We start from the raw sequence: 20,799 nt of genomic DNA, 5'->3' as shown, positions 1-20,799 counted from the left end.
GACCTGGGCTGGCCGGGGCGGCGGGGTGTGCGCCAAGGGTCGGCGCGGGGCGCGCGGGCGGATCAGCGGCGCGCCGCCTCGGCGCGGGCGACGACGCCGACGTCCGCCTGATCGGTGAACAGCCCGTCGATGCCCGCCCGCAGGTAGGTCACCTGCTCGTCGATGCCCCGGCCGAAGTCGCTCGGGCTGGTGCCCCGCCGCAGCTCCCCCGGCAGGAACGAGTTCTCGGCGCGGAACGTGTACGGGTGCACCAGCAGGCCGGCGGCGTGCGCGTTCGCGACGAGCGGTGTCGGTGCGCCGAGTTTCCCGTCGGTGCCGACCGGGATGACCTGGCCCTTCTCCGGCCCGATGCCGTTGGCGTAGGCCGCGATCGCCTTCAGGCCGGCGGGCGTCACCAGGTCGGCGTACGTCCGCGGGTCACCGGCGGCGACGAGGTCGTAGGGCGCCCCGCTCGCGCTCAGCAGCTGGACGGCGGACGTCCGCAGCCCGAGGCGGCGCAGCTCCGCCAGGTTCGTCGTCTCGAAGGACTGGACGAACACCGGCGCGTTGCGCGTGTTCAGGCCGTAGCGGTTCAGCAGGTCCAGCAGCCGCTTCTCCAGCGGGAGTCCGGCCTTCTGGAAGTACGTGGGGTGCTTGGTCTCCGGGTAGACGCCGATCTCGCGGCCGAGCTCCGCCGAGAGCCGCTTACGCAGGTCGAGAACCTCGATGAGGGTGGGGATCTCGAACCGCCCGTCGTACATCGTGTTCTCCTGCCGGATCGCCGGCAGCCGCTCCTTGGCGCGCAGCGTCCTGAGCTCCGCAAGGGTGAAGTCCTCGGTGAACCAGCCGGTGACCGGGATGCCGTCGAGCGTCTTCGTGGCCTTGCGGGCGGCGAACTCGGGCCGGTCGGCGACGTTCGTCGTGCCGCCGATCTCCGGCTCGTGCCGGCAGACGAGCTGGCCGTCCTTCGTCGCGACGAGGTCCGGCTCGACGAAGTCGGCGCCCAGGCGGGCGGCGAGCTCGTAGGAGGCCAGGGTGTGCTCGGGCCGGTAGCCCGAGGCGCCGCGGTGCCCGATCACCAGGATCCGGTTCCCCCGGCCCTGAGCCGCCGCGGACGGTGCCGCCGCCGGCGCGGCCACCGCCGCCGCTGACGCGGCCGGCGCCGTGGCCGCGACCAGCGGCGCGGCGGCGAGCCCGGCTATGAGACCACGCCGGCCCACGCCGCGCCGGCCCTTCCCGGTGCTCGTGCCCGTCCCAGCGCTCGTGCCTGTCTCAGTGCTCGTGCCGGGCCCGTCCGGGCCGGGGAGATCCACCCCGCGAGACGCCACAGATCCTCCAACGCGGCGGCGGCGGCTCTCGCCGACGGCGCGTGCACCCAGCGAAGCAATCACCGCGAACGGCGGCATAGATCGAACATTGACCGGCGTGGTCGAACTCCGGTCCAGCCCGCGAACCATCGGGGTGGGTCAGACCACGCGAGGGCGACATTCTGGTGAACTCCCGGTGCCGTGTCGCACGAACGACACGGCCGCGCCGCCTGATCCATGACGATCACCCCGTGCGCCCGATCCGTGACGATCACCCCGTGCGCCCGGCCCGCGTTCTCGGAATCGCGCTCGCCGTGCTGCTACTGCTGGCGGGGGTCGTCGTGCTCGCCGTCGTGCCGCGGCTCGGCGGGTCCGGCGGCGAGCTCACCACCGTCCGTGCCCTGGTGGGATCGGAGAAGCGGTCGTTCCTGAACGATCCCGACGTCACCAAGGCTCTCGCCGACGCCGGGTACCGGCTCGAGGTCGACGTCGCCGGCAGCCGGGACATCGCCACCAACCGGGACCTGACCGGCTACGACCTCGTCTTCCCCGCCAACACCCCGCAGGCCGACCGCATCCTCCGCGACCACGGCGTCACCCGGTCCAGCATGCCGTTCTCCTCGCCGATGGCGATCGCGACGTTCCGGCCGATCGCCGACCTGCTGACCCGCGCCGGGGTGGTGCGGGCCGAAGGCGGCACGTCCTACTTCGACATGCGCGCCTACCTGGATCTGGTGGCCGCGGGAACCCGCTGGTCCGACCTGCCGGGCGCCGACGCCGTCTACCGGACGGACCGCTCGGTGCTCATCGGGTCGACGGACGTCCGCACGTCGAACTCGGCCGCGCTCTACCTCGCACTCGTCTCCTACGTCGCGAACGGCGACGAGGTCGTCACCGACGCGCGCACCGCCGACCGGATGGCGGATCTCGCCGCCGGCCTGTTCCTGCGCCAGGGCTACCTGGACGCGACGACCGCCGAGCCGTTCGACGACTTCCTCTCCATCGGGATGGGCAAGGCCCCACTCGTGATGATCTACGAGGCGCAGTTCCTGGAACGGGTCCGGGCCGCGGACGGCTCGATCACCCCGGACATGCGTCTTCTCTATCCCACCCCGACGGTCTACGCCCGGCACACGGTCGTCCCGCTCACCGACGCCGGGAACGCGGTCGGGACGCTGCTCACCACCGACCCCGAGCTGACCCGGCTGGCCGTCCGGCACGGGTTCCGGCCGAGCGACCCCGCCGCCGCCGGCGCGGAGCGCGAAGCGCGCGCCTCGAGCGCGGCGACCGGCCCCGCCGAGCTCGTCGACGTCGTCGAGCCACCCAGTCAGGAGATCTCCGAACGCATGATCGACCGCATCGAGGCCCGGTACGAGGAGGGGGCCGGATGATCCGGCGGAGCCGGATGATCCGGCGGGCCGCAGCCGGGCTGGCCGCACTGCTCGTGGCCGGGGCGATCGCCACCGCCTGCTCGGGCGGCGGTGACGGCGGTGACCCACCGCCGGGACGTCCTGGCGGCACCCCCGGGGCGCTGCGGGTGCTCGCGGGCTCGGAGCTGCGCGATCTCGAACCGCTGCTCGACGAGTTCAACGAGCAGACCGGCATCGAGGTCACGATGGAGTACACCGGAACCCTTGACGGCGTCGACCGGATCGCCGCGCGCGACCCGGCGGTCGACGCGGCCTGGTTCGCCTCCGACCGGTACCTGCGACTGGCCCCCGAGGGCAGGAACGCGGTCATCGACCGCATGACGACGATGATGTCCCCGGTGGTCATCGGCGTGCGCCCCGAGCTGGCGCGCCGCTTCGGCTGGGTCGGGAACCAGTCCGTCACCTGGGCCGACGTCGCTGCCAGGGTCTCGTCGGGCGAGCTGACCTACGCGATGACGAACCCGTCGGCGTCGAACTCGGGCTTCTCCGCCCTCGTCGGCGTCGCCGCCGCGCTCGCCGGCACGTCCGACGCGCTGACCCTGGACGACATCCGCCCGGCGGAGCTCACCGCGTTCTTCCGCGGCCAGGTGCTCACCGCCGGCAGCTCCGCCTGGCTGACGGACGCCTTCGCGACCACCGGCACACAGGCCGGGGCACAGCCCGGCGCACAGCCCGGGGGCCGGGCTGGCACACAGGGCGGGGGCCAGATCGGGGGAATGATCAACTACGAGTCGGAGCTGCTGACGCTGAACGCCGGCCGGCTGCGCTCGACGCCGCTCACCCTCGTCTACCCACGGGACGGGATCATCACCGCCGACTACCCTCTGCAGCTGCTGCGCGGCGAGCGGCGCACCGAGTACGAGCGGCTGGCCGGCTGGCTGCGCACGCCGGAGATACAGCGGCGCATCACCGCGCTGACCCACCGCCGCCCCGTGACACCGGGAGTACGCATCGACCCGGCCCCGTGGCCGGTGCGTGACCTTCCCGCCGAACTGCCGTTCCCGGCGACCCGCGCCGTCGCCGACCACCTGCTGAGCTCCTACCTGGACGAGTACCGCCGCCCCAGCCACGCGATCTTCGTCCTGGACGTCTCACCGTCCATGGAGGGCGAACGACTGGCGCTGCTGCGCACCACCCTCAAGGGGCTCGCCGGGACGGACGACAGCCTCTCCGGGCGGTTCACCCGGTTCCGCGGCCGCGAACGCGTCACCCTGATCACGTTCAGCGGTGCCGTGCATGACACCCTCGAGTTCACCGTCGACGACCCCGAGCCGGGTTCGGCCGGCCTGACGGCGATCTCCGCCGCGGCCGACGGGCTGACCCTGGGCTCCGGCACGGCGATCTACACCGCGATGACCTCGGCCTACTCCTACGCCGAGACCGCGGTACGCCGCGAACCGGACTTCCTGACCTCGATCGTGCTGATGACCGACGGGGAGAACAACCAGGGGGTCGACGCGGACGCCTTCCACTCCTCCTATACGGCCCTGCCCGGGACTGCACGGGCGGTGCGGACGTTCACCGTGGTGTTCGGCGACGCCCGGGTCGAGGAGATGCGCGACATCGCGCAGTGGACCAGCGGCGAGATGTTCGACGCGCGGTCGTCGTCGCTGCCCGAGGCGTTCCGCGAGATTCGCGGGTACCAGTAGCGGCGCCCCCAACGGGGCGGCCCCGTACCGCGTCCACGCGGACTTCAGCGAAGGCCGGCTTGATTGTTCCGGCCCGCCTGCGCTTCGGCGGGTGGTCGCCGACGGGATGTCGCCTGCGCCGATCCGGGCACGAGCAGCACGGCGTGCGCGGCGCTCAGCGTTCGACCCCGTCGGCCTTCTCGCGGTAGTCGGTCGGCACGGCGCGGGCCGCCGGGTGCGCCCGCCCGGCGGTGCCGGCGGCGAAGGCCCGGAGCAGGTTCGCCGTGACCTGGGTGGTGAAGGCCCGGGGCGCCGGGCCGTGGACGCCGGGACCGCAGACGTCGTTGAGGGCGCACACCCAGGCGCTGGTGCCGGCGTCGAAGACACCGGCACCGGAGGGCGCCGTGTAGTAGGTGACGTCGGCGAAGTCGGGATCGTCCCGGCAGGTCACCGGCGAGTGACCGAGCACCTCGATCTGGCCGGGGGTTGGCACCGATGCGTCGACCCGGTCGTACTCGGGCCCGATCACCCCGGGGATGCGGTCGCCGGTCGCGGTGCCGGTGCCGGCCAGGAGCCAGTGCCGGGGGTTCCACACCGTCATGTCCGCGTGGGCCGGATTGCACTGGTACATGCCGCCGGTCAGTGAGCTCTCCGGGTCGGCGTTCGGTGGGGAGGGCCAGTTGGCGGTGATCCGTGAGTTGTCGACCCCGTACAGTGGGTCCTCGGCGGCGATCTTGTATCCGGCCTGGGTCCGGTTCGGCCCGGTTGGCGACGCCGACAGGCGGATACGGCGGTACACCGCGTTCGCGCCGAGGAACGCGATGTTCACCCCGCGGTCGCGTGCCGCCGTCAGCGCCGCGCGCATCTCCCGGCTGTAGTACTCGTCATGACCCAGGGAGATCACCGCGCGGGCCCCGTCGAGCAGGTGCGGGTCGGCGTGCAGGTCGATGTCCGTCGCGTACCGGACGGGCAGACCCAGCCGCTCGGCGAGCATCACCAGCGGCTGCTCGTTGCCGGTGAAGTCCGCGGCGCCGTCCCCGAAGTCGTAGGGCCGGTCGAAGGAGACCACCTTGGCACGGTCGGTGAACCGCCCGGACGGTCCGTGGTAGAGGCTGTAGCCTCCCCAGGCGTTGTAGGCCTGCCAGGTGGTGACCGCGTTGAGGATCACGATCCGGCCCGGCTGCGCCGGGCCGCGGACGGTCAGCGGGACGTAGGCCTGCCAGCCGTCGGCGTCGTCCAGCCGGATCAGGTAGTCGCCCGCCGGCCAGGACGACGTCGCGAACGTCGTCGTCTGCCGCCATGACGTGGCGATCGTGTTCGTTCCCGGCGCCGGGCCCGGCACCGGCTGCCGGACGCCCGGCAACGGGCCCCGATGCTCGACCAGCCGGCACCCGTGACCGTCGTACCAGCCGACCCGGAAGACCGACACCGTGAGCGTCTGCGCCGTGGTCGACGAGAACAGCCGCACCGGCTCGCCGGGCGCGACGCTGGTCCGGTCAAACCAGCCCTCGACCTGGTGGGCGGTTCCCAGCCGCGCGAGCCCGCAGTCTCCCGGCAGCTTCGCGTTCTCCGCGCGCACGTCCAGACCGCCACCGGCATCCGCGCCGGATGGCCGGGCGGCTCCGCAGGCTGTGAACGCACCGCACAACCCCGCAACCGCCGCAGCGGCCGCGAACATCGCCACACCGAGCCGCGGCCGGCGACGTCCCGGTCGGCAATCGACGACAGCCCGCACGGGCCAGATCTCACCAAGCGTGGCTGGCAGTCACCGACAGCGACACGCGTTCGCCAGGCCGTTCGTTCTTCTCCTCGACCAGGGAGAGCGGCTCGGGGCGGAAGCCGTGACGGGCGCTGATCGCAGTCCCTGGCCACGTGACCATCCGTTCGCCGCTGGTGTGCGAACCGGGGCTGGACGGGGCATCTCTGTCTGGTCCGGGGCGCCGGCGGAAGCGCACAAGGAGCGACGGACGGGGACAGCGATGGAATTCGGACCGCACGCCAGACATGGCCGGGCAGCGGAACTGCTCGTCTGCCTGCTCGCGCTGATCTCGTTCCTGGTGGCAGGCGCGTCGGGACAGGCCGGGGCGGCGTCCGGGGCGGTCGCGGCGGGATCGGTGGACGTTCCCGACGTCGTGTCCCGGGTCGAGCCGTCGGTCGTCACGATCATCGCCGGGTCGGAGCTGGGCAGCGGCGTCGTCTACCGGCAGGACGGCGTGATCGTCACCAACCAGCACGTCGTCGCGTCGGCCTCGAACGGGTCGGTGCAGGTGGCGTTCGCCGACGGCCGGCGGATGGCCGGGGACGTCCAGGCCGCGGACGAGATCAGCGACATCGCGGTGGTCCGGGTCGATCGGACCAGACTGCCGGCGGCGACATTCCGCCAGCAGCTTCCGCGGGTCGGCGAGCTGGCCGTCGTCATCGGCAGCCCGCTGGGGCTGGAGAACAGCGTGACCGCCGGTATCGTTTCGGGGCTCAACCGCATCCTGCCCGCCTCCGGCGGTGGCGGGGGCAGCCCGGCGGTCGACCTGATCCAGACGGATGCCGCGATCTCCCCGGGCAACTCCGGCGGGGCGCTGTTGGACGGTCAGGGACGCGTGGTCGGCATCAGCGAGGCGTACGTACCGCCGCAGAGCGGCGCCGTCTCCCTCGGATTCGCCATCCCGTCGGCGACGGTGGTCGACGCGGTCCGGCAGCTCCTCGCTACCGGCAAGGTGCGGCACGCCTTCGTCGGCGTCCAGCTCACCACCCTCCAACCCCAGATCGCCGCGACCCTGGGGCTGGACGTCGACAGCGGGGCGCTTGTCCTGGACGTCACCGACAACAGCCCCGGGCAGAAGGCGGGGCTGCGTCCCGGGGACGTGATCCTGTCCTTCGACGGCAAACCGGTCTCCTCCGCGGAGGACTTCAGCGCGCGGCTGCGGGCGGTCGCCCCCGGGGACACGGTGGCCCTGGGGATCGACCGCGACGGGAACAACCGGCAGATCCAGGTCACGGTGACGGACCAGCCGACCTGAGCGTGCGCCGATCTCACGGAGGTGGCCGCGGCATTTCCGCGAGCCGCCCAGCACCCGCCCGGACTCAGCGCCGCGTGGATGCCGCACGTGCCCCGACCGGGTCCGCTCACGGAGGAGGGCCGCTCGCCCAGAGGTGCCGGTCGCGACAGCGTGAGCTGGGCCGCCGCGCACCGTCGACGGGGGGCGCGACCTCGGCTCCCGCGTGGCCGTGGGTCGGGGGGCCGTCCCATACTGTTGCCTCCGGCGTGGCCTGCGGGCCCTCACCTCCGCGTGCGTCGGCGGTCAGAAACGCGAAGAGACCACCAACCGGACACGGCTGGATCAACCACCTGTATCCGGTGGTGATCCTCCGGAAGGCGCCTGCCACGGTGTTCCGTGGATCGGGCAGGATGTTCACAGACAGCGCCGCCCGGCGCGGGACGAGACTAGAGATGGTGACGACCTACCTGCTGGGCCTGGTATCCGCGGTGTGCTTCGGCGTATCCGCGGTGATCCAGCAGCGTGTCGCGTTCCACGCGCCGCCCGAGAACGTGCTGCGGCTGAGGCTGCTGCTCTGGCTGGTCCGCCGTCCGCTCTGGGACGTCGGCGTGTGCCTCTCGGCGATCGGCACGTTCGCGGCGGCGGCCGCGCTGGCCCGCTCGACGATCGCGTTCGTCGCCCCACTTCAGGTGTGCCAGCTGCTGTTCGCGCTGCCACTGGCGGCCGTCTGGGCCCGAAGACGGGTTCCGCGGCGCGACTGGGCCGCCGCGGCCGCGACAGCGCTCGGCCTGGCGACCTTCCTGCTGGCCGGGGATCCGCACCAGGGTGATGTCGACGCGGCGACGACCGTGGGCTGGATCCTCACCGGCGCGTCGGTGGGCGGCCTGGCCATGTGGGCGGTGCTCGGCACCCGCCGGCTGGACCCGGCCCGCCGCGCCACCATGCTCGCCGGCGGGGCCGGCCTGCTCTCCGCGCTGCAGGGGGCCCTCGTCGGCGGGGTCGGCAGGCTCGTGGAGACGTCCGGGATCGGCGCGCTGCCGACCTCGTGGCAGACGTACGCGGTGGTCGTGGTGGCGCTGACCAGCGGCCTGCTCCTGCAGAGCGCCTACGAGATGGCCCCGCTGCCCGCCTCGCTGCCGGCCGCCGTGAGCATGGAGCCCCTCGCCGGCGTCGCCATCGGCGTGTTCCTGCTCGGCGGGATGCTGCGGGTCGGGCCGCTCGCCGTCGCCGGGCAGATCGCCGGCCTGATGATCATGATCTTCGGGGTGCGGACGCTCGCGACCTCGCCGCTGGTGACCGGGCAGCTGTCCCGGCTGCGGGCCCGCCAGTCGCAGGGCCAGCTCTCCCGGCTCGAGGACCTGCTCCACCGCGACCTGGAGACGCTGCGCACCGACCTGAGCCGGGGGCGCCGCGCCAGCACCGACCGCGCGCAGCGCCGGCAGTGCCGCCGCCTGCACAACGACCTCGACCGCATCCACTGCGAGCTCGCGAAGCTGGTCGACGACCGCGACCGGCTCGACGCCCGCATCCACTCGCTGCACACCGCCAGCGCGAAAGCGGCCACGATCTCCGGGCACGCGGCCGGCAAGGGCTCGGTTGACCCGGACTCGCCCGGGAAGCGCTCGGCCGGCAAGAGCCCGGCCAGCAAGAGCCCGGCCAGGAAGGGCTCGGGCGGCGGGGGCGCGGCCGGCGCCAGCAAGAAGGCGGCCGACCGGAGCGCGGCCCGCGGCCGGCGCGGGCCCGGCGGAACACATGAGGCCAACGGCCACTCCGGGCATCCTGGACTCGGGCAGCCAGGTCACCCTGGGCAGCCGGAGCTCGCCGGGCATGCCACCGCGGGGCGGCCGGAGGCCGGACCGCCCCGGGGGACGGCGCCGCGGCCCCGGCGTGCCCCCGGGATGGAGTCACGCCCGCGGCGGGCGGCGACCACCGCCCGCCTGCCCCGGGAGGGCCGGCCACTGGCGCGGGCCGCCGGCCCCGGCGGCGTGCAGGGTCAGCCGGGCGGCGCACCGGGCAACGGGCCCGGCCCGAACACGGGAAACGGCGCGAGCAGGGGAACCGGCCCGAATGCGGGCGCCGGCCCGCGTACGGGTACCGGTGCCGGCCTGGGCGACGCGGCGGACGTCCTGACCGATCACGAGCTCACCGAGTCGCAGCGTTCCCTGGACGCGCGGGCTGATGCGCTCCTCTCCCAGGCCGAGCAGCTCTCGCTGAAGGCCGACACGGTGCTGCGCTCCATGGTCCACTGATCACCAGGCCCTCTGACCAGACCTATCCTTGAGACACTGTGAGTCGGATCACGTAAACGCGGCGTGATGCGGGGTCGCCATTCGCCGGGGCATTAATTGTATGCTGCAGCCAATTGCCGACCACGTTAGCCGTCGCCGGTCGACGCCGGCGGTTCACGAGACACCGCGGCCACCGACGGCAGGGAGAGCTCCGCGAGCATGGACGAGACAGCGACCACAGACAGCAAGGCACCCGGCGGCAGGGCGCCCACGATCGCCACCGCCCCACACGACACCCCGATCGAACGTGAAGAGCAGGTCGCGCAGCTCGCGGATGATCTGGCCCGACTGATGCGCGGGCTCACCCGCGCCCGGGCCCAACTCCTCGCCAAGGCGCGCCACGACGTGGAGTGGGCGGCGCAGATCCTCATCTCGCACCTGGCCGCGGGCGGCCCGATGCGCCTCGGCGCCCTCGCGACCTCGGTCCAGTCCGACCCGTCGACCGTCAGCAGGCAGATCGCCGCGCTGGTACGCACCGGCTACGTCGAGCGGCGCGCCGACCCCGACGACGGCCGGGCGGTGGTGCTGTATGTCACCGAGGCCGGCGAGCAGGTCTACCGGGATCATCTCCAGGTTCGCAACGAGCGCTACCAGGGCATGCTCGCCCGCTGGAGCAGCGAGGACCTCGTCACCTTCGCCACCATGCTGCGCCGGTTCGGTGACGACATGGAGGCCCACCAGCCCGCCTGGACGACGAAGCCGACCAGCGCGCTGTCCGGAATGACAAGGACCCAGGACGCCCACGACGCACCCTCGGGCCACACCGGCACGGGTCCTTCGACCAGGGAGGACTGCCGATGACCGCCGAGACCGTGGCGCCGACGCCCGCGGCACCGAGCGGGGGGATGACCCACCGGCAGATCATGACGATCGTCACCGCGCTGCTGCTCGGGACGTTCCTCGCCGCGCTCGACCAGACGGTGGTCGCGACGGCCATCCGAAGCATCGGGGACGACCTGCACGGCCTGTCCGCGCAGGCCTGGGTGACGACCGCCTTCCTCATCACCTCCACCGTCACGACGCCGCTGTACGGCAAGCTGTCCGACATCTACGGCCGCAAGCCGTTGTTCATGCTCGCGATCTCGATCTTCATCGTCGGCTCGGTGCTGTGCGGGATCGCGTCCAACATGTACGTGCTCGCCGGGTTCCGAGCCCTGCAGGGCCTCGGCGCCGGCGGGCTCTTCGCGCTCGCGATGTCGATCATGGCGGACATCGTGTCGCCGCAGCAGCGTCCCAAGTACATGGCGTACTTCATGGCGACGTTCGCGACCTCCAGCGTGGCCGGTCCGGTCATCGGCGGCTTCCTGTCGGGCCGCGACAGCGTGCTCGGCCTCGCCGGCTGGCGATGGATCTTCTGGGTGAACGTCCCGATCGGCCTGATCGCCCTGGTCGTCGTCAACAGGGTGCTGCGCCCGACCACCCAACGGGGGTCGACGAAGATCGACTGGTGGGGTACGGGCGCGATCGTGGCCGCGGTCGTCCCGCTGCTCCTGGTCGCCGAGCGCGGCCGCGAGTGGGGCTGGGTCTCGATCGCCTCGATCGCCTGTTATGTGATCGGCGTCGCCGGCCTGGCCGGCTTCGTCTGGGCCGAGCAGCGGATGGGTGACGACGCGCTGATCCCCCTGCGGCTGTTCCGCATCCACACGTTCTCGGTGAGCTCGGCGCTCTCGATCGTCGTCGGTATCGGAATGTTCGGCGGGCTGGCCGCGCTCCCGCTGTACCTGCAGATCGTCAAGGGCGCGTCGCCGACCAAGGCGGGCCTCCTGCTGCTCCCGCTCATGCTCGGGGTCATGGCCGCGTCGATGACGTCCGGACGGCTGACGGCGCGCAGCGGCCGGTACCGCCGCTACCCGATCATCGGATGCGTGGCGCTGCTCGTCGCACTCGGCCTGCTGTCGTTCGTCGGCGCCGACACCCCCCTGTGGCAGACCGACCTGTACATGCTGCTGTTCGGCGCCGGGCTCGGGCTGAACATGCAGACCCTCGTCCTGGCCATGCAGAACTGCGTCGCGCCGCGCGACATCGGCGTCGCGACCGCCTCGGCGACCTTCTTCCGGCAGATGGGCGGCACGCTCGGGACGGCGATGTTCCTCTCGATCCTCTTCGGTGCCGCACCGTCCAGGATCGCCGACGCCTACTCGGCGGCGGAGGGCACCCCGGAATTCGCCGCGGCGGTCGCGGCGCACCCGGACCAGCTCCAGCAGGTCACGTCGAGTGGCTCGCTGGACGACACCGGTTTCCTCCAGTCCATCGAGAAGGCCATCGCCCACCCGTTCATGGTCGGTTTCTCCGACGCGATGGACGTGATGTTCCTGGTCGGCGTCGGCGTGCTCCTGCTCGGTCTGGTGCTGGCGCTGATGCTGCGCGAGGTCCCGCTGCGCACCATGTCCGGCCTCGAGGCCGCGAAGGCCGAAGCGGCGAAGAACGAGGCCGCCAGGCTGGCCGAGACACCTCGGCCGGCGGGGCCCGCGGGCACCACCGACTCGGCCGGCCTGGCGGAGTCGGCGGGTATGGCCGAATCGGTTGGTATCGCCGAATCGGCGGGCCTCACCGAGTCGGCGGGCCTCACCGAGTCGGCGGGCCTCACCGAGTCGGCGGGCATCGCCGACTCGGCTGACCTGGACGAATCAGACCTGGACGAATCGGCGGGCAGGGCCGAATCGGCCGATATGGACGAGTTGGCCGATATGGACGAGTTGGCCGACGTGGCCGAGCCAGCCGGTGTGGCCGGCCCGAGGCCCGCGGCCGGGGCACCTCAGGGCGAGACAGCCTCCTGATCGCGGCGTAGCCTGCCCCGCCGCAGCCCCTCCGCGAAGGCGGTGGTGCTGAACCACTCCGGGAACGCCCGCACGAGTCGGGCGGGACCATGCAGGCGCACGTGCCCGTCCACCGTGAGCTCGCGGAAGGACGCGACCCCCACCAGCCAACGGTGCATGTGCGCGGTCTCGGCCTCGAGGGTCAGATCGACGTCCCGGCCCGGGTCCTCCCGGCACACGGTCACGGTGCGCTCGTCGATGTCGAGCCACCCCTCGGCCGCTCCTGCGCCGCTGAGGACAAGATGCACGATGGTCCGCCGGTCGGGCAGCGAGCTACCGACGGCGCACTGGTGCATGCGCCACATCAGGGCCAGGCCATCGCAGTCTTCGTCGCTCGGGTCTGCGAGCCGCCCACTGGCCGAGTGCCCAGACCACGGACGCCAGCGCCGTTCCGGCCGGAGTCAGCGAGTACCGGACCTGCCGCCCCGGCACGGCCGCGGCGCGGTGCACCAGGCCACGCCGCTCGAGCGTCCGCAGCCGCTGCGCAAGCAGGGTCCGACTCAGCCTCGGCAGGCCGCGGTGGATCTCGTTGAACCCGCTCGCGCCGATACTGAGCTCGCGGAGGACGAGGGGCGTCCATCGGTCCCCTACGACCTCGACGCCGACGGCGATCGGACAGTACTCGGCGTGGCGGGCCATACCCGGAGGGTCGCACCTGGGTGGACGGCGGCGGTAGTACAGATCCCGTACCGGTCCGCACCCCTGGCCCGCACTCACGGTCCCGCTCCCGCCTCGCCTTCGCCCGCACCGCCCCGCCCGACCCGTGCCCGACCCGTGCCCGTACCTGGCCTGGACAGGCCGTGGATGCGGGCGGCAGGCAGGCATCACAACACAGCAGGACAGGACCAGTACGGGATCGGTACTCGTCGGCTGGATCGTGCGCGACGCATCCTCGTGGCCGACGACGTCGTGCCCACACGGCGCCCCGCGGGAGGAGCACCTTCATGGCCACCACACAGACCCCACCGGCCCGACCGGACCTGGCCGACATCACGACCCGGCAGCAACGGGTCTGGTCCAGCGGCAACTTCGCGATGGTCGCGTCCCGCATCGTGCTCACGAGTGAGCTGCTGGCCGACGCCGCCGACCTGCGGGCAGGCTGGCATGTGCTGGACGTCGCCTGCGGCACCGGGAACGCGGCCATCGCGGCGGCCCGGTCCGGGACGCGGGTCGTCGGCATCGACTACGTCCCCGAGCTGCTCGCGGACGCGCGGACGCGCGCCGGCGCCGAGGGTCTCGACGTCGAGTTCCGCGTCGGCGACGCCCAGGACCTGCCGGTCGACGACGACTCGTTCGACGCGGTCCTCAGTGCCTTCGGCGCGATGTTCGCTCCCGACCACGAGCGCACCGCCCACGAGATCGTGCGTGCCGCGCGCCCGGGCGGGACGGTGGCACTCGCGTCATGGCGACCAGACGGGTTCATCGGCGACATGTTCCGGGTCATCACCGCACGCGTCCCAGGCCCGCCCGGGGTGCCGTCCCCGCTGCTGTGGGGAACCGAGCCGCACCTCGCCGATCTCTTCGGCGGTGCGATCGCCGACGCCCGCTCGACCGAACGGATCTGCACCTTCCGGTTCTCGGCCGCGGAGGAGTTCGCGGAGTTCTTCCGACGCTGGTACGGGCCGACTCACGTGGCGTTCGAGTCGCTCGACCCGGCGGAGCGGAGAAACCTCGCGGCCGATCTCACGGACCTCGCGCGACGTTGGGACCGGTACCGCGGCGATCAGGACGCGGTCGCACTGCCGGCCACCTACCTCGAAACCGTGATCACCCTCCGCTAGGCCCGGAGCAACTCTCCACGCACGAGCAATGGAGGCACGGTAGGAATCAACCATGACCGCATCATTGTCAACCCGATAGATGATCGGACTCTGTTCACACCGCAAGATGACGCACCTACCCCCGAATCCGCGCACACTGAGGGCTGGCGCCGGTTCCCGGCCTGCCCGCGAGCCGGCGAACACCCGGACCGCGGGCACGGCGGGACGGCGGCCGGCAGGCGCGCAGGCAATACGAGGAGGCCAGGTGTCGCAGTCCCCGCTCTCAGGAGAAGCGAAGTCACAGCCCTCGCCGGGTGAACCGGTCGCCGTTCTCCCGTCCGCACCCGACTCGCGCCTCGCGCGGCAGCTCGCGTTCATCCTGGAGATCGACAAGCTCAAGTCGGTGCTGCGGCGAAGCGTGCTCGCCGACGGATCACGCCAGGAGAACGACGCCGAGCACTCCTGGCACCTGGCCATGATGGCCATCGTGCTCGGCGAGTACGCCGACGAGGAGGTCGACACCGGCCGCGTCCTGCGGATGCTGCTCGTCCACGACCTGGTCGAGATCTACGCGGGGGACACGTTTCTCTACGATCCCGCCGGGGCGGCCGAGCAGGAGGCGCGGGAGCGAGCGGCCGCCGACCAGCTGTTCCCCCGCCTGCCGCGGGATCAGGCCGTGCAGCTGCGCAGCCTGTGGGAGGAGTTCGAGGCCCGGCGCACCCCCGACGCGCGTTTCGCCCGCGCCCTGGACCGGGTCCAGCCGCTGATCCTGAACTACGCGACGGGCGGCGGGAGCTGGCAGACCCACGGCGTGCGGGCCGAGGACGTCCTGGCCCACCAGCGCGTGATCTCCGAGGGCTCGCACGCCCTGTGGGAGTACGTCAGCCAGCTCGTGGGTGACGCCGTCCGCCGCGGCTATCTGGCGGCGTAAGCCGCGCCGCCGGCCTGGACGCTCCTGGACGCGAGGTGGGCCAGGACGGCCTGGTTCGCGGCCCAGCCGTCCGGGAACTTCACCGGCTCCCCCAGGTGCACCGGGTCACTGGTCGGATGGGTGTCGAGCAGGTCCCGGATGCCGGCCCGGGCGACCACCACACACGCCTGCCGGTGCCGGGAGGCGAGGACGCACAGCCGGCCGGCCTCCAGGTGGAACGCGGTCGCGTCCCGCCGCCCGGAAAGCGGGTGCAGCACCACGGTGACGTCGTACTCCCGCCCCTGCAGGCGGTTGGCCGTGTCGACAACGACCTGCCCCGGCCCGGCGCCGTCGGCGAGGTCACCGAGCGCCGCGCGGATGGCGACGACCTGGTCGCGATGGGCGGCTCCCACCGCGACCCGGTCGGGGGTGACGGCCCGTTCGTCGGTGCCCGATCGCGCGCTCGCCCCGCGTTCGACGAGCCGCCGGGCGACGTCGGCCACCGCGCTCACCGCTTCGGCGTCCGTGCGGACGGTGTGCCGGGCCGGCAACTCGAGCAGCCCCCATCCGGTCGCGGCGGCGAGGTCGAGCACCTCGTCGGCGGGGCCGCGGGCGTGGCCCGGGATCGTCAGGGCGCGTTCGCCGGGGCCGGTGCCCGTCCGGAAGCCGACGAACGGGTAGAAGGCGTCCGCGACGACCGACTGGGCGGTGTGCGGCAGGCGCCAGGAGACGGGCAGGCGGTGCACGGGCAGGTCGGGGTTCGCCCGCTGGAGCACCGCCACCGCGCTCTGGGTGGGGTTCCAGACCAGGCCGTGCCAGCGGTCGTTCGCGACCGTCGAGAACGGGTCGAGCTGGCCCGGGTCACCGACGAACAGCGCCCGCTCGAAGCGGGAGGCGATGGCCAGCAGGGTGTCCGAGCGCATCTGGTACGCCTCGTCGACGATGGCCCACGGCCAGGTCCCCTCCCGGACGTACGCCCACTTCGCCGCGGTGGAGATCGTCACTTCGGGATCACCGAGGCCGGCGATGTCGCTGGCGGTGACGATGTTCGGCAGGTTCGCGATGCGGGCCGAAGGCGCGTATCCCGCCCGGCCGAGCCGGCCGACCCGGGCGTGGGGAACCTCGTCGGCGAGCCGCGCGGCGAGCCGTTCCACCAGGTCGTCGACCTGCTCGTTGGTCTGCGCGACGATCATCAGCGGCTCGCCGGACCCGGCGATGACCGCGGCCGCCCGGACGACGAGGGTCGACTTCCCCGCGCCGGGCGGCGAGTCGACGATGACCCCGCGGCTGTGGCCGCGCCGCAGGTCGCCCAGAATCGCCTGGATGACCCGCTCGGCCTCCTCCGCCGCCGAAGCCGACGAGGTCACCGAAGCCGCGCTCACTCCCAGGCCTCCGCCGTGTCCTGCTCGCTCGGTTCGTAGGGCTGCGGTGGGCCGCCGTGCGTCCACGGGGTGTCCTCCGCCTCCGGCATGGTGGCGGAGCGGACGCCGTCCGCCAGCACGCTGCTGTAGCAGAGGCTTTCGCCGACCTCCGGGACGGAACCGGGGGCCGGCGCCGCCGACCGGCCCATCCCGTTCTGCGCCTCCAGGGTGACCAGGATGCCGGCGTCGCACGGCTCGAGGGCGGTGACGACGCACTCCTGCCGGCGGCGTCGGGTGGCGACGACCTTCATGCCGAGCGCCAGCCGGACCGGGTCCTCGGTGCGCAGCGTCACCAGCGGGCGGGTGACCAGCCGGCCCTTGCCGCGTCCGTTGGGCACCCTGCGATCACGGTCGACGGCGACGACCGAGCCGAGGAACGCCTCGCCGGTGACCCGGTGGTCGGCCATGACGAGCGGGTCGTCGAAGGCGCGTTCGGCGTCGTAGGAGGCCTGGGCCCGCTCCATCCGGTTCAGGCGGCGCGCGGCGGCGACCGCGCCGTCCCGCCGGGCCTGCGGCAGGCCCTCCTCGATCATGTAGGTGTGGAATCCGGTGTACCGGGAGCGGTCGACCTCCCACCGCCCCGGCACCGACGCGCCGCCGGGCAGCGCGCGGAGCCGGTCGAGGGCGCGCCACACGAGGTCCCAGGTCGGCCGGAGCTGGCTGTGCAGCGCCTCTTCCAGCCGCTTCACGGCGTCGGGCAGCTGGGACGGGTCCGTCACGGCGTCGTAGGCCGCGATCGCTGGGGCGAGCACCTCGTTGTCGAACCCGGGGTCGGTCGTCGGGCCGGCCGGCGGGCAGTGTCGAGGGTCCTCGGCCAGGCGGGCCGCGGCCGGGCCGTCGGCGCCCGCGGGCGGGTCGATCCAGCCCATGAGCGCGGCGAGGTTCGCGTCCTCCAGCGCGCTCTGCCCGGTCGCCCAGTGCAGGGAGAGCATCTCCGTGGCCGCCGGCATCAGGGACGAGCCGGGCACTTCGGCCCGCTCCGCGAAGAAGGTGAGCCACCGGCCGAGCAGTGGCACGCTCGGTTCCACGGCGTAGTCGCCGGTGGTCGCGCGGAACCGGGTGGAACGTCCGAAGAGCCGCACGAACGCGACCCCGGCCTGGTTCGGGACGATCAGCTGCGGCGCGTCGACGCTCCGTGGCCCGTTCGTGAGCTCCTCGATGTCAGCGGCGAAGCCGAGCACGTAGGGGAGGAAAATCTCGGCCAGGCGGGCGGCGAAGGTGAACCGCAGGTCGCGGTTGCGGGGCTGGGGCACGACGAGCAGCTCCGGGCGCTCGCGTTCGGTGCCCACCATGGCGGCCAGCGGCGCGTTCGCCTCACCGGCCATCGCCAGCGGCACGAGAATCAGCGGGCGCGCGGCGAGGTGCACGTGCCGGACGGTGGCGGTCGGCACCGCGGTTCCGGACGCCGCCGCCAGCGCACGGGCGTACGAGCTGATCGCCGTCATGGGGTCGGGCCGCGATCCCCCGCCGCGTGCTCGGTGGCGGGTCCCGCCGCGAGTCCCGCGGCGTACATCCGGGCTGTCGTGCGCAGCCGGTCGGCCGCCTCGGCCTGGTCCGCGGTGGGTGCACGGGTGCCGGCGGCGAGCTCGAGCACCTCGGTGACGGTCTCGACACCGCCCAGCTCCTCGCGCACGCTCGCGCCGAGCGCGGCGGTCCGGCCCGCGGCCTCGTGCCGGCATCGGAACGCCAGCTCGCACATGGAGAGGCAGTCCGGCGTGTACCGGGCGTCGAGACGACTGAGCCCGGCGGCGAGCTCGGCCGCGGGGCGGGTCGGCCGGCCGTCGGGCCCCGGCGCGAGATCGAAGGTCAGGTCCGGCGGGAGCGCGGCGACCAGCGCGTCGACGGCGCTGAGCCGGGCGAGCTGATGGTCGAGGACGAGAAGTTGGCGCCGGACGTCGATCCTGGTCGCCATCGGGGCGTTCGAGAAGTCCCTGGGGCACACCAGGACCACGTCATGGGACACCGCGTCCGGCCGGCCGAGCAGCCGACGCAGCGCCAGGACGTAGACCGCGGCCTGGATGGCGGCCGCCGCGACCTTCTCGCCCTCCGCCTGGCCGTCGATGACGGGAAAGGACTTGATCTCGACCACGTGGAACAGCCCGCCGGGACGGACGAGGACGAGGTCCGGTTCGAGGTGGACGTCCTGGCCGCCGACGGCGAGACGCAGCAGCGGGTGGGTGATCAGGACGGGCCGGTCGGTACCGCTGGCCGTGCGCAGCGCGGCGACGGTGCGTTCGTGGCGCGCGGCCAGGGTCTCGTCGGGCTCGGCGTCGCCGGTGACGAGCAGCGGCTCGCCCGCCGCTGTTCCCCCGGGCTCGGTCCCCCCGGGCTCGCTCCCGAGGCACTCATGGAACATGCGGAGCAGGTCGGCGCAGCCGTCGGCCTTGACCCGGGCCTCGAAGACGTTGCCACGGACGATCGCGAAGCGCGACTGGCCGAAGGCGGCCGGGAAGCCCACCTGGCGGGCGAGGAGGTCCTTGTCGACGCCGGCGGCGTCGAGCACCCCGCGGCGCGCGCAACCCGGATTGCGGGTCAGCGCCGCGATGGTCCGCGCGTCGTGCCGCCTGGGCGGGGCGGAGCCGCGGATGCGGTCAAGGCGTGACTCGGTCCGGTCCTGCACTGACTCACCCGGATGCACTGACCCACCCTCATGACGGCCGTCGTCGCGGAGCAACCGCGGGCAACGATGCCGCCGGCGGGGGCATCCGTCCAGTCTTGCGCCGGCATGTCGGTCAATGGGTTCGACGGACTGGTCGGCCGGAGCCGCGGGCGGGCGGTCCGACTCCCCGCCCGCCCGCGCCCGGGTCACCGCGCGATGCGGTCGATGACCCACCTACCGAGCTGCTCGGTCATCGCCGAATGCGCCGTGGCACGCGACGAGCACAGGAACTCGTCCAGCTCGCTCTCGGACGGGGACAGGGCGTTGATGTCGGTGTAGAGGTCGTCGTTCGTCTCGACGCCGCGAACCGCGACCGCGCTGACGGACGGCACGAAGCACACGATCCGGTGTGCGACGTCCACGCCCTCGCCGGCGTCCTTGAGCGCGTCCGCGAGAATGCCGAACGAGTCCAGGGTGCCGCCGGGCGCCCCGTCGATGTCGGGGAAGTCGTTCGTGGTGATGTCCTTCTCCCCGAGCAGCCCACGGAGCTCGGCGACGACCCGGTCACGGCCACCGGCCTGCGTGTACAGGACGCTGTCCTTGAAGAACGGCCCGGTACAGCGCAGCGCCTCGACGCCCGGCGGGATGCCGTTGCGCCGGGCGTCGCCCACACCGTTGGCGACCCCGATCTTGCGGGGCCGCTGCGGCCAGCCGCCGACCCGCTCCAGGGCCTTCAGGAACTCCACGCGAAGGGGATCGACGCGCGGCTGGTCGTCGGCGTTCTCGATGTGCCGCCAGACCAGCTGCCGGGAGGCAGGGCTGTTGACCTGCTTCGAGAAGGCGTCGTGGATCGGGGCGAGGATGTGCGCGATCGCCTGCAGCGAGATCGGCACGGACGCACCACGGTGCGGGCTGTCGAAGGACAGGTAGAGGGCCGTCTGGTGGTCCATCCGCTCCATCTCGAGCTTGGCGAGGGCGTAGCGGGTGACCAGGCCACCCATGCTGAACCCGCCGACCGTCAGCGGCTGGTCGCCCTGCCGCTCCCCGATGGCACGGAGAATGATCTCGGCGACGACCCTGGCGTTGTCGAGAATCGACGCGCTGCGCTCGTCGAAACCGATCAGGACGACGTCCTGGCCGCGCTCACGCAGCTCGGTCAGGAAACGGAACGGATCGCCGTCGAGCCCCTCCCACAGCCAGTCGAAATCCGTCGGCCCCATGTTGAAGCCGTCGGCGAGCAGGACGGGGCGAACCAGTCCCTTGTTCCCGGCCCCGAGCCAGACCCGGGCCGTACCGCCTTGGACCTTCCATTCCATGTCGGGCTTTGGCGCACGCACACCGGCCTGTGCTCCGGCCGGGGTGACCAGCCCGACCGGACCCATCGCCTTCTTTATCTTGTTCAGATCCTTGGCAGCCACCGATGAATCTCCTCCCCGTACGGCGGACAAGTACGCGAGGAGTATTACCGGAAACCCGGGAGATCGCCGCCCCGAGACAATTCGCCCCGGGGAAGTTCGCCCCGGGAACGATTATGAAACGACTACTGACGATTAATGTGTGGTGTTAATGGGTCTGGTGATGGCTGGTGGTGGGCGGGTACATCTTTTGCTATGAGGTATGCGACGGGTGGCGGGTTGACGCCCGCCGGGCAGGTGGAACGGGAGCGGG

Annotated in this window: 16 protein-coding genes; 8 read left to right on the top strand and 8 right to left on the bottom strand. The window is 72.7% G+C overall.

Annotation, left to right across the window (positions count from 1 at the left end):
- Positions 1-62: 62 nt before the first annotated feature.
- Positions 63-1,199, bottom strand: coding sequence for a glycerophosphodiester phosphodiesterase (locus tag FMEAI12_RS05490; protein ID WP_112105207.1), 1,137 nt, complete (start codon positions 1,197-1,199; stop codon positions 63-65).
- Positions 1,200-1,537: 338 nt separating this feature from the next.
- On the opposite strand from FMEAI12_RS05490, the gene FMEAI12_RS05485 reads away from it, so the two are divergent.
- Both FMEAI12_RS05485 and FMEAI12_RS05480 read left to right on the top strand, forming a co-directional pair.
- A complete protein-coding gene (locus FMEAI12_RS05485; protein ID WP_368672054.1) occupies positions 1,538-2,677 on the top strand; it encodes a hypothetical protein in 1,140 nt (379 codons plus the stop codon).
- Positions 2,674-4,365: a VWA domain-containing protein gene (locus FMEAI12_RS05480; RefSeq protein ID WP_112105206.1), complete on the top strand. Its 1,692-nt coding sequence runs from the start codon at positions 2,674-2,676 to the stop codon at positions 4,363-4,365. Before FMEAI12_RS05485 ends, FMEAI12_RS05480 begins: the two co-directional genes overlap by 4 nt.
- A gap of 154 nt (positions 4,366-4,519) precedes the next feature.
- Here the strand turns inward: FMEAI12_RS05480 and FMEAI12_RS05475 are convergent, their stop codons facing one another.
- A complete protein-coding gene (locus FMEAI12_RS05475) occupies positions 4,520-5,923 on the bottom strand; it encodes a N,N-dimethylformamidase beta subunit family domain-containing protein (protein WP_235013729.1) in 1,404 nt (467 codons plus the stop codon).
- Between the two features lie 400 nt (positions 5,924-6,323).
- Between FMEAI12_RS05475 and FMEAI12_RS05470 the strand changes: the two genes are divergently transcribed.
- The 4 genes from FMEAI12_RS05470 (at position 6,324) to FMEAI12_RS05455 (ending at position 12,402) form a co-directional block, all read left to right on the top strand.
- On the top strand, positions 6,324-7,358 hold the full coding sequence (locus FMEAI12_RS05470; RefSeq protein ID WP_112105205.1) for a S1C family serine protease: 1,035 nt from the start codon (positions 6,324-6,326) through the stop codon (positions 7,356-7,358).
- Positions 7,359-7,789: 431 nt separating this feature from the next.
- A complete protein-coding gene (locus FMEAI12_RS39460; protein ID WP_112105204.1) occupies positions 7,790-9,586 on the top strand; it encodes a DMT family transporter in 1,797 nt (598 codons plus the stop codon).
- A 198-nt stretch (positions 9,587-9,784) separates the two neighbouring features.
- On the top strand, positions 9,785-10,426 hold the full coding sequence (locus tag FMEAI12_RS05460; protein WP_071065755.1) for a MarR family winged helix-turn-helix transcriptional regulator: 642 nt from the start codon (positions 9,785-9,787) through the stop codon (positions 10,424-10,426).
- Positions 10,423-12,402, top strand: a complete 1,980-nt coding sequence (locus FMEAI12_RS05455; RefSeq protein WP_112105203.1) for a DHA2 family efflux MFS transporter permease subunit — start codon at positions 10,423-10,425, stop codon at positions 12,400-12,402. The genes FMEAI12_RS05460 and FMEAI12_RS05455 overlap by 4 nt, the downstream gene beginning before the upstream one ends.
- Here FMEAI12_RS05455 and FMEAI12_RS37800 read toward each other — a convergent pair.
- Together FMEAI12_RS37800 and FMEAI12_RS37795 are read right to left on the bottom strand one after the other, a co-directional pair.
- On the bottom strand, positions 12,381-12,737 hold the full coding sequence (locus FMEAI12_RS37800) for an SCP2 sterol-binding domain-containing protein (protein ID WP_235013730.1): 357 nt from the start codon (positions 12,735-12,737) through the stop codon (positions 12,381-12,383). The genes FMEAI12_RS05455 and FMEAI12_RS37800 overlap by 22 nt on opposite strands.
- Positions 12,715-13,080, bottom strand: a complete 366-nt coding sequence (locus FMEAI12_RS37795) for a helix-turn-helix domain-containing protein (RefSeq protein ID WP_235013728.1) — start codon at positions 13,078-13,080, stop codon at positions 12,715-12,717. The genes FMEAI12_RS37800 and FMEAI12_RS37795 overlap by 23 nt, the downstream gene beginning before the upstream one ends.
- Before the next feature lie 305 nt (positions 13,081-13,385).
- Here FMEAI12_RS37795 and FMEAI12_RS05445 point away from each other — a divergent pair, with 305 nt between their 5' ends.
- Together FMEAI12_RS05445 and FMEAI12_RS05440 are read left to right on the top strand one after the other, a co-directional pair.
- A complete protein-coding gene (locus FMEAI12_RS05445) occupies positions 13,386-14,222 on the top strand; it encodes a class I SAM-dependent methyltransferase (RefSeq protein WP_112105202.1) in 837 nt (278 codons plus the stop codon).
- A 244-nt stretch (positions 14,223-14,466) separates the two neighbouring features.
- Positions 14,467-15,132: an HD domain-containing protein gene (locus FMEAI12_RS05440; RefSeq protein ID WP_112105201.1), complete on the top strand. Its 666-nt coding sequence runs from the start codon at positions 14,467-14,469 to the stop codon at positions 15,130-15,132.
- Here the strand turns inward: FMEAI12_RS05440 and FMEAI12_RS05435 are convergent.
- The 4 genes from FMEAI12_RS05435 to FMEAI12_RS05420 form a co-directional block, all read right to left on the bottom strand.
- Entirely contained in the window at positions 15,117-16,493 is a 1,377-nt protein-coding gene (locus FMEAI12_RS05435; RefSeq protein ID WP_235013727.1) for an AAA domain-containing protein, read from the bottom strand. The genes FMEAI12_RS05440 and FMEAI12_RS05435 overlap by 16 nt on opposite strands.
- Entirely contained in the window at positions 16,490-17,977 is a 1,488-nt protein-coding gene (locus FMEAI12_RS05430) for a hypothetical protein (protein ID WP_112105200.1), read from the bottom strand. The genes FMEAI12_RS05435 and FMEAI12_RS05430 overlap by 4 nt, the downstream gene beginning before the upstream one ends.
- A complete protein-coding gene (locus FMEAI12_RS05425) occupies positions 17,974-19,170 on the bottom strand; it encodes a hypothetical protein (protein ID WP_235013726.1) in 1,197 nt (398 codons plus the stop codon). Before FMEAI12_RS05425 ends, FMEAI12_RS05430 begins: the two co-directional genes overlap by 4 nt.
- Before the next feature lie 167 nt (positions 19,171-19,337).
- Positions 19,338-20,549 carry a triacylglycerol lipase gene (locus FMEAI12_RS05420; RefSeq protein ID WP_235013725.1) on the bottom strand — a complete coding sequence of 404 codons (1,212 nt, stop codon included), beginning with the start codon at positions 20,547-20,549 and terminating at the stop codon, positions 19,338-19,340.
- Between the last annotated feature and the right edge of the window lie 250 nt (positions 20,550-20,799).

Source organism: Parafrankia sp. Ea1.12 (assembly GCF_900465275.1).
Lineage (GTDB): Bacteria > Actinomycetota > Actinomycetes > Frankiales > Frankiaceae > Parafrankia > Parafrankia soli.
The sequence above is the reverse complement of the archived record's forward strand: the minus strand, read 5'-3'. Positions and strand labels throughout refer to the sequence as shown.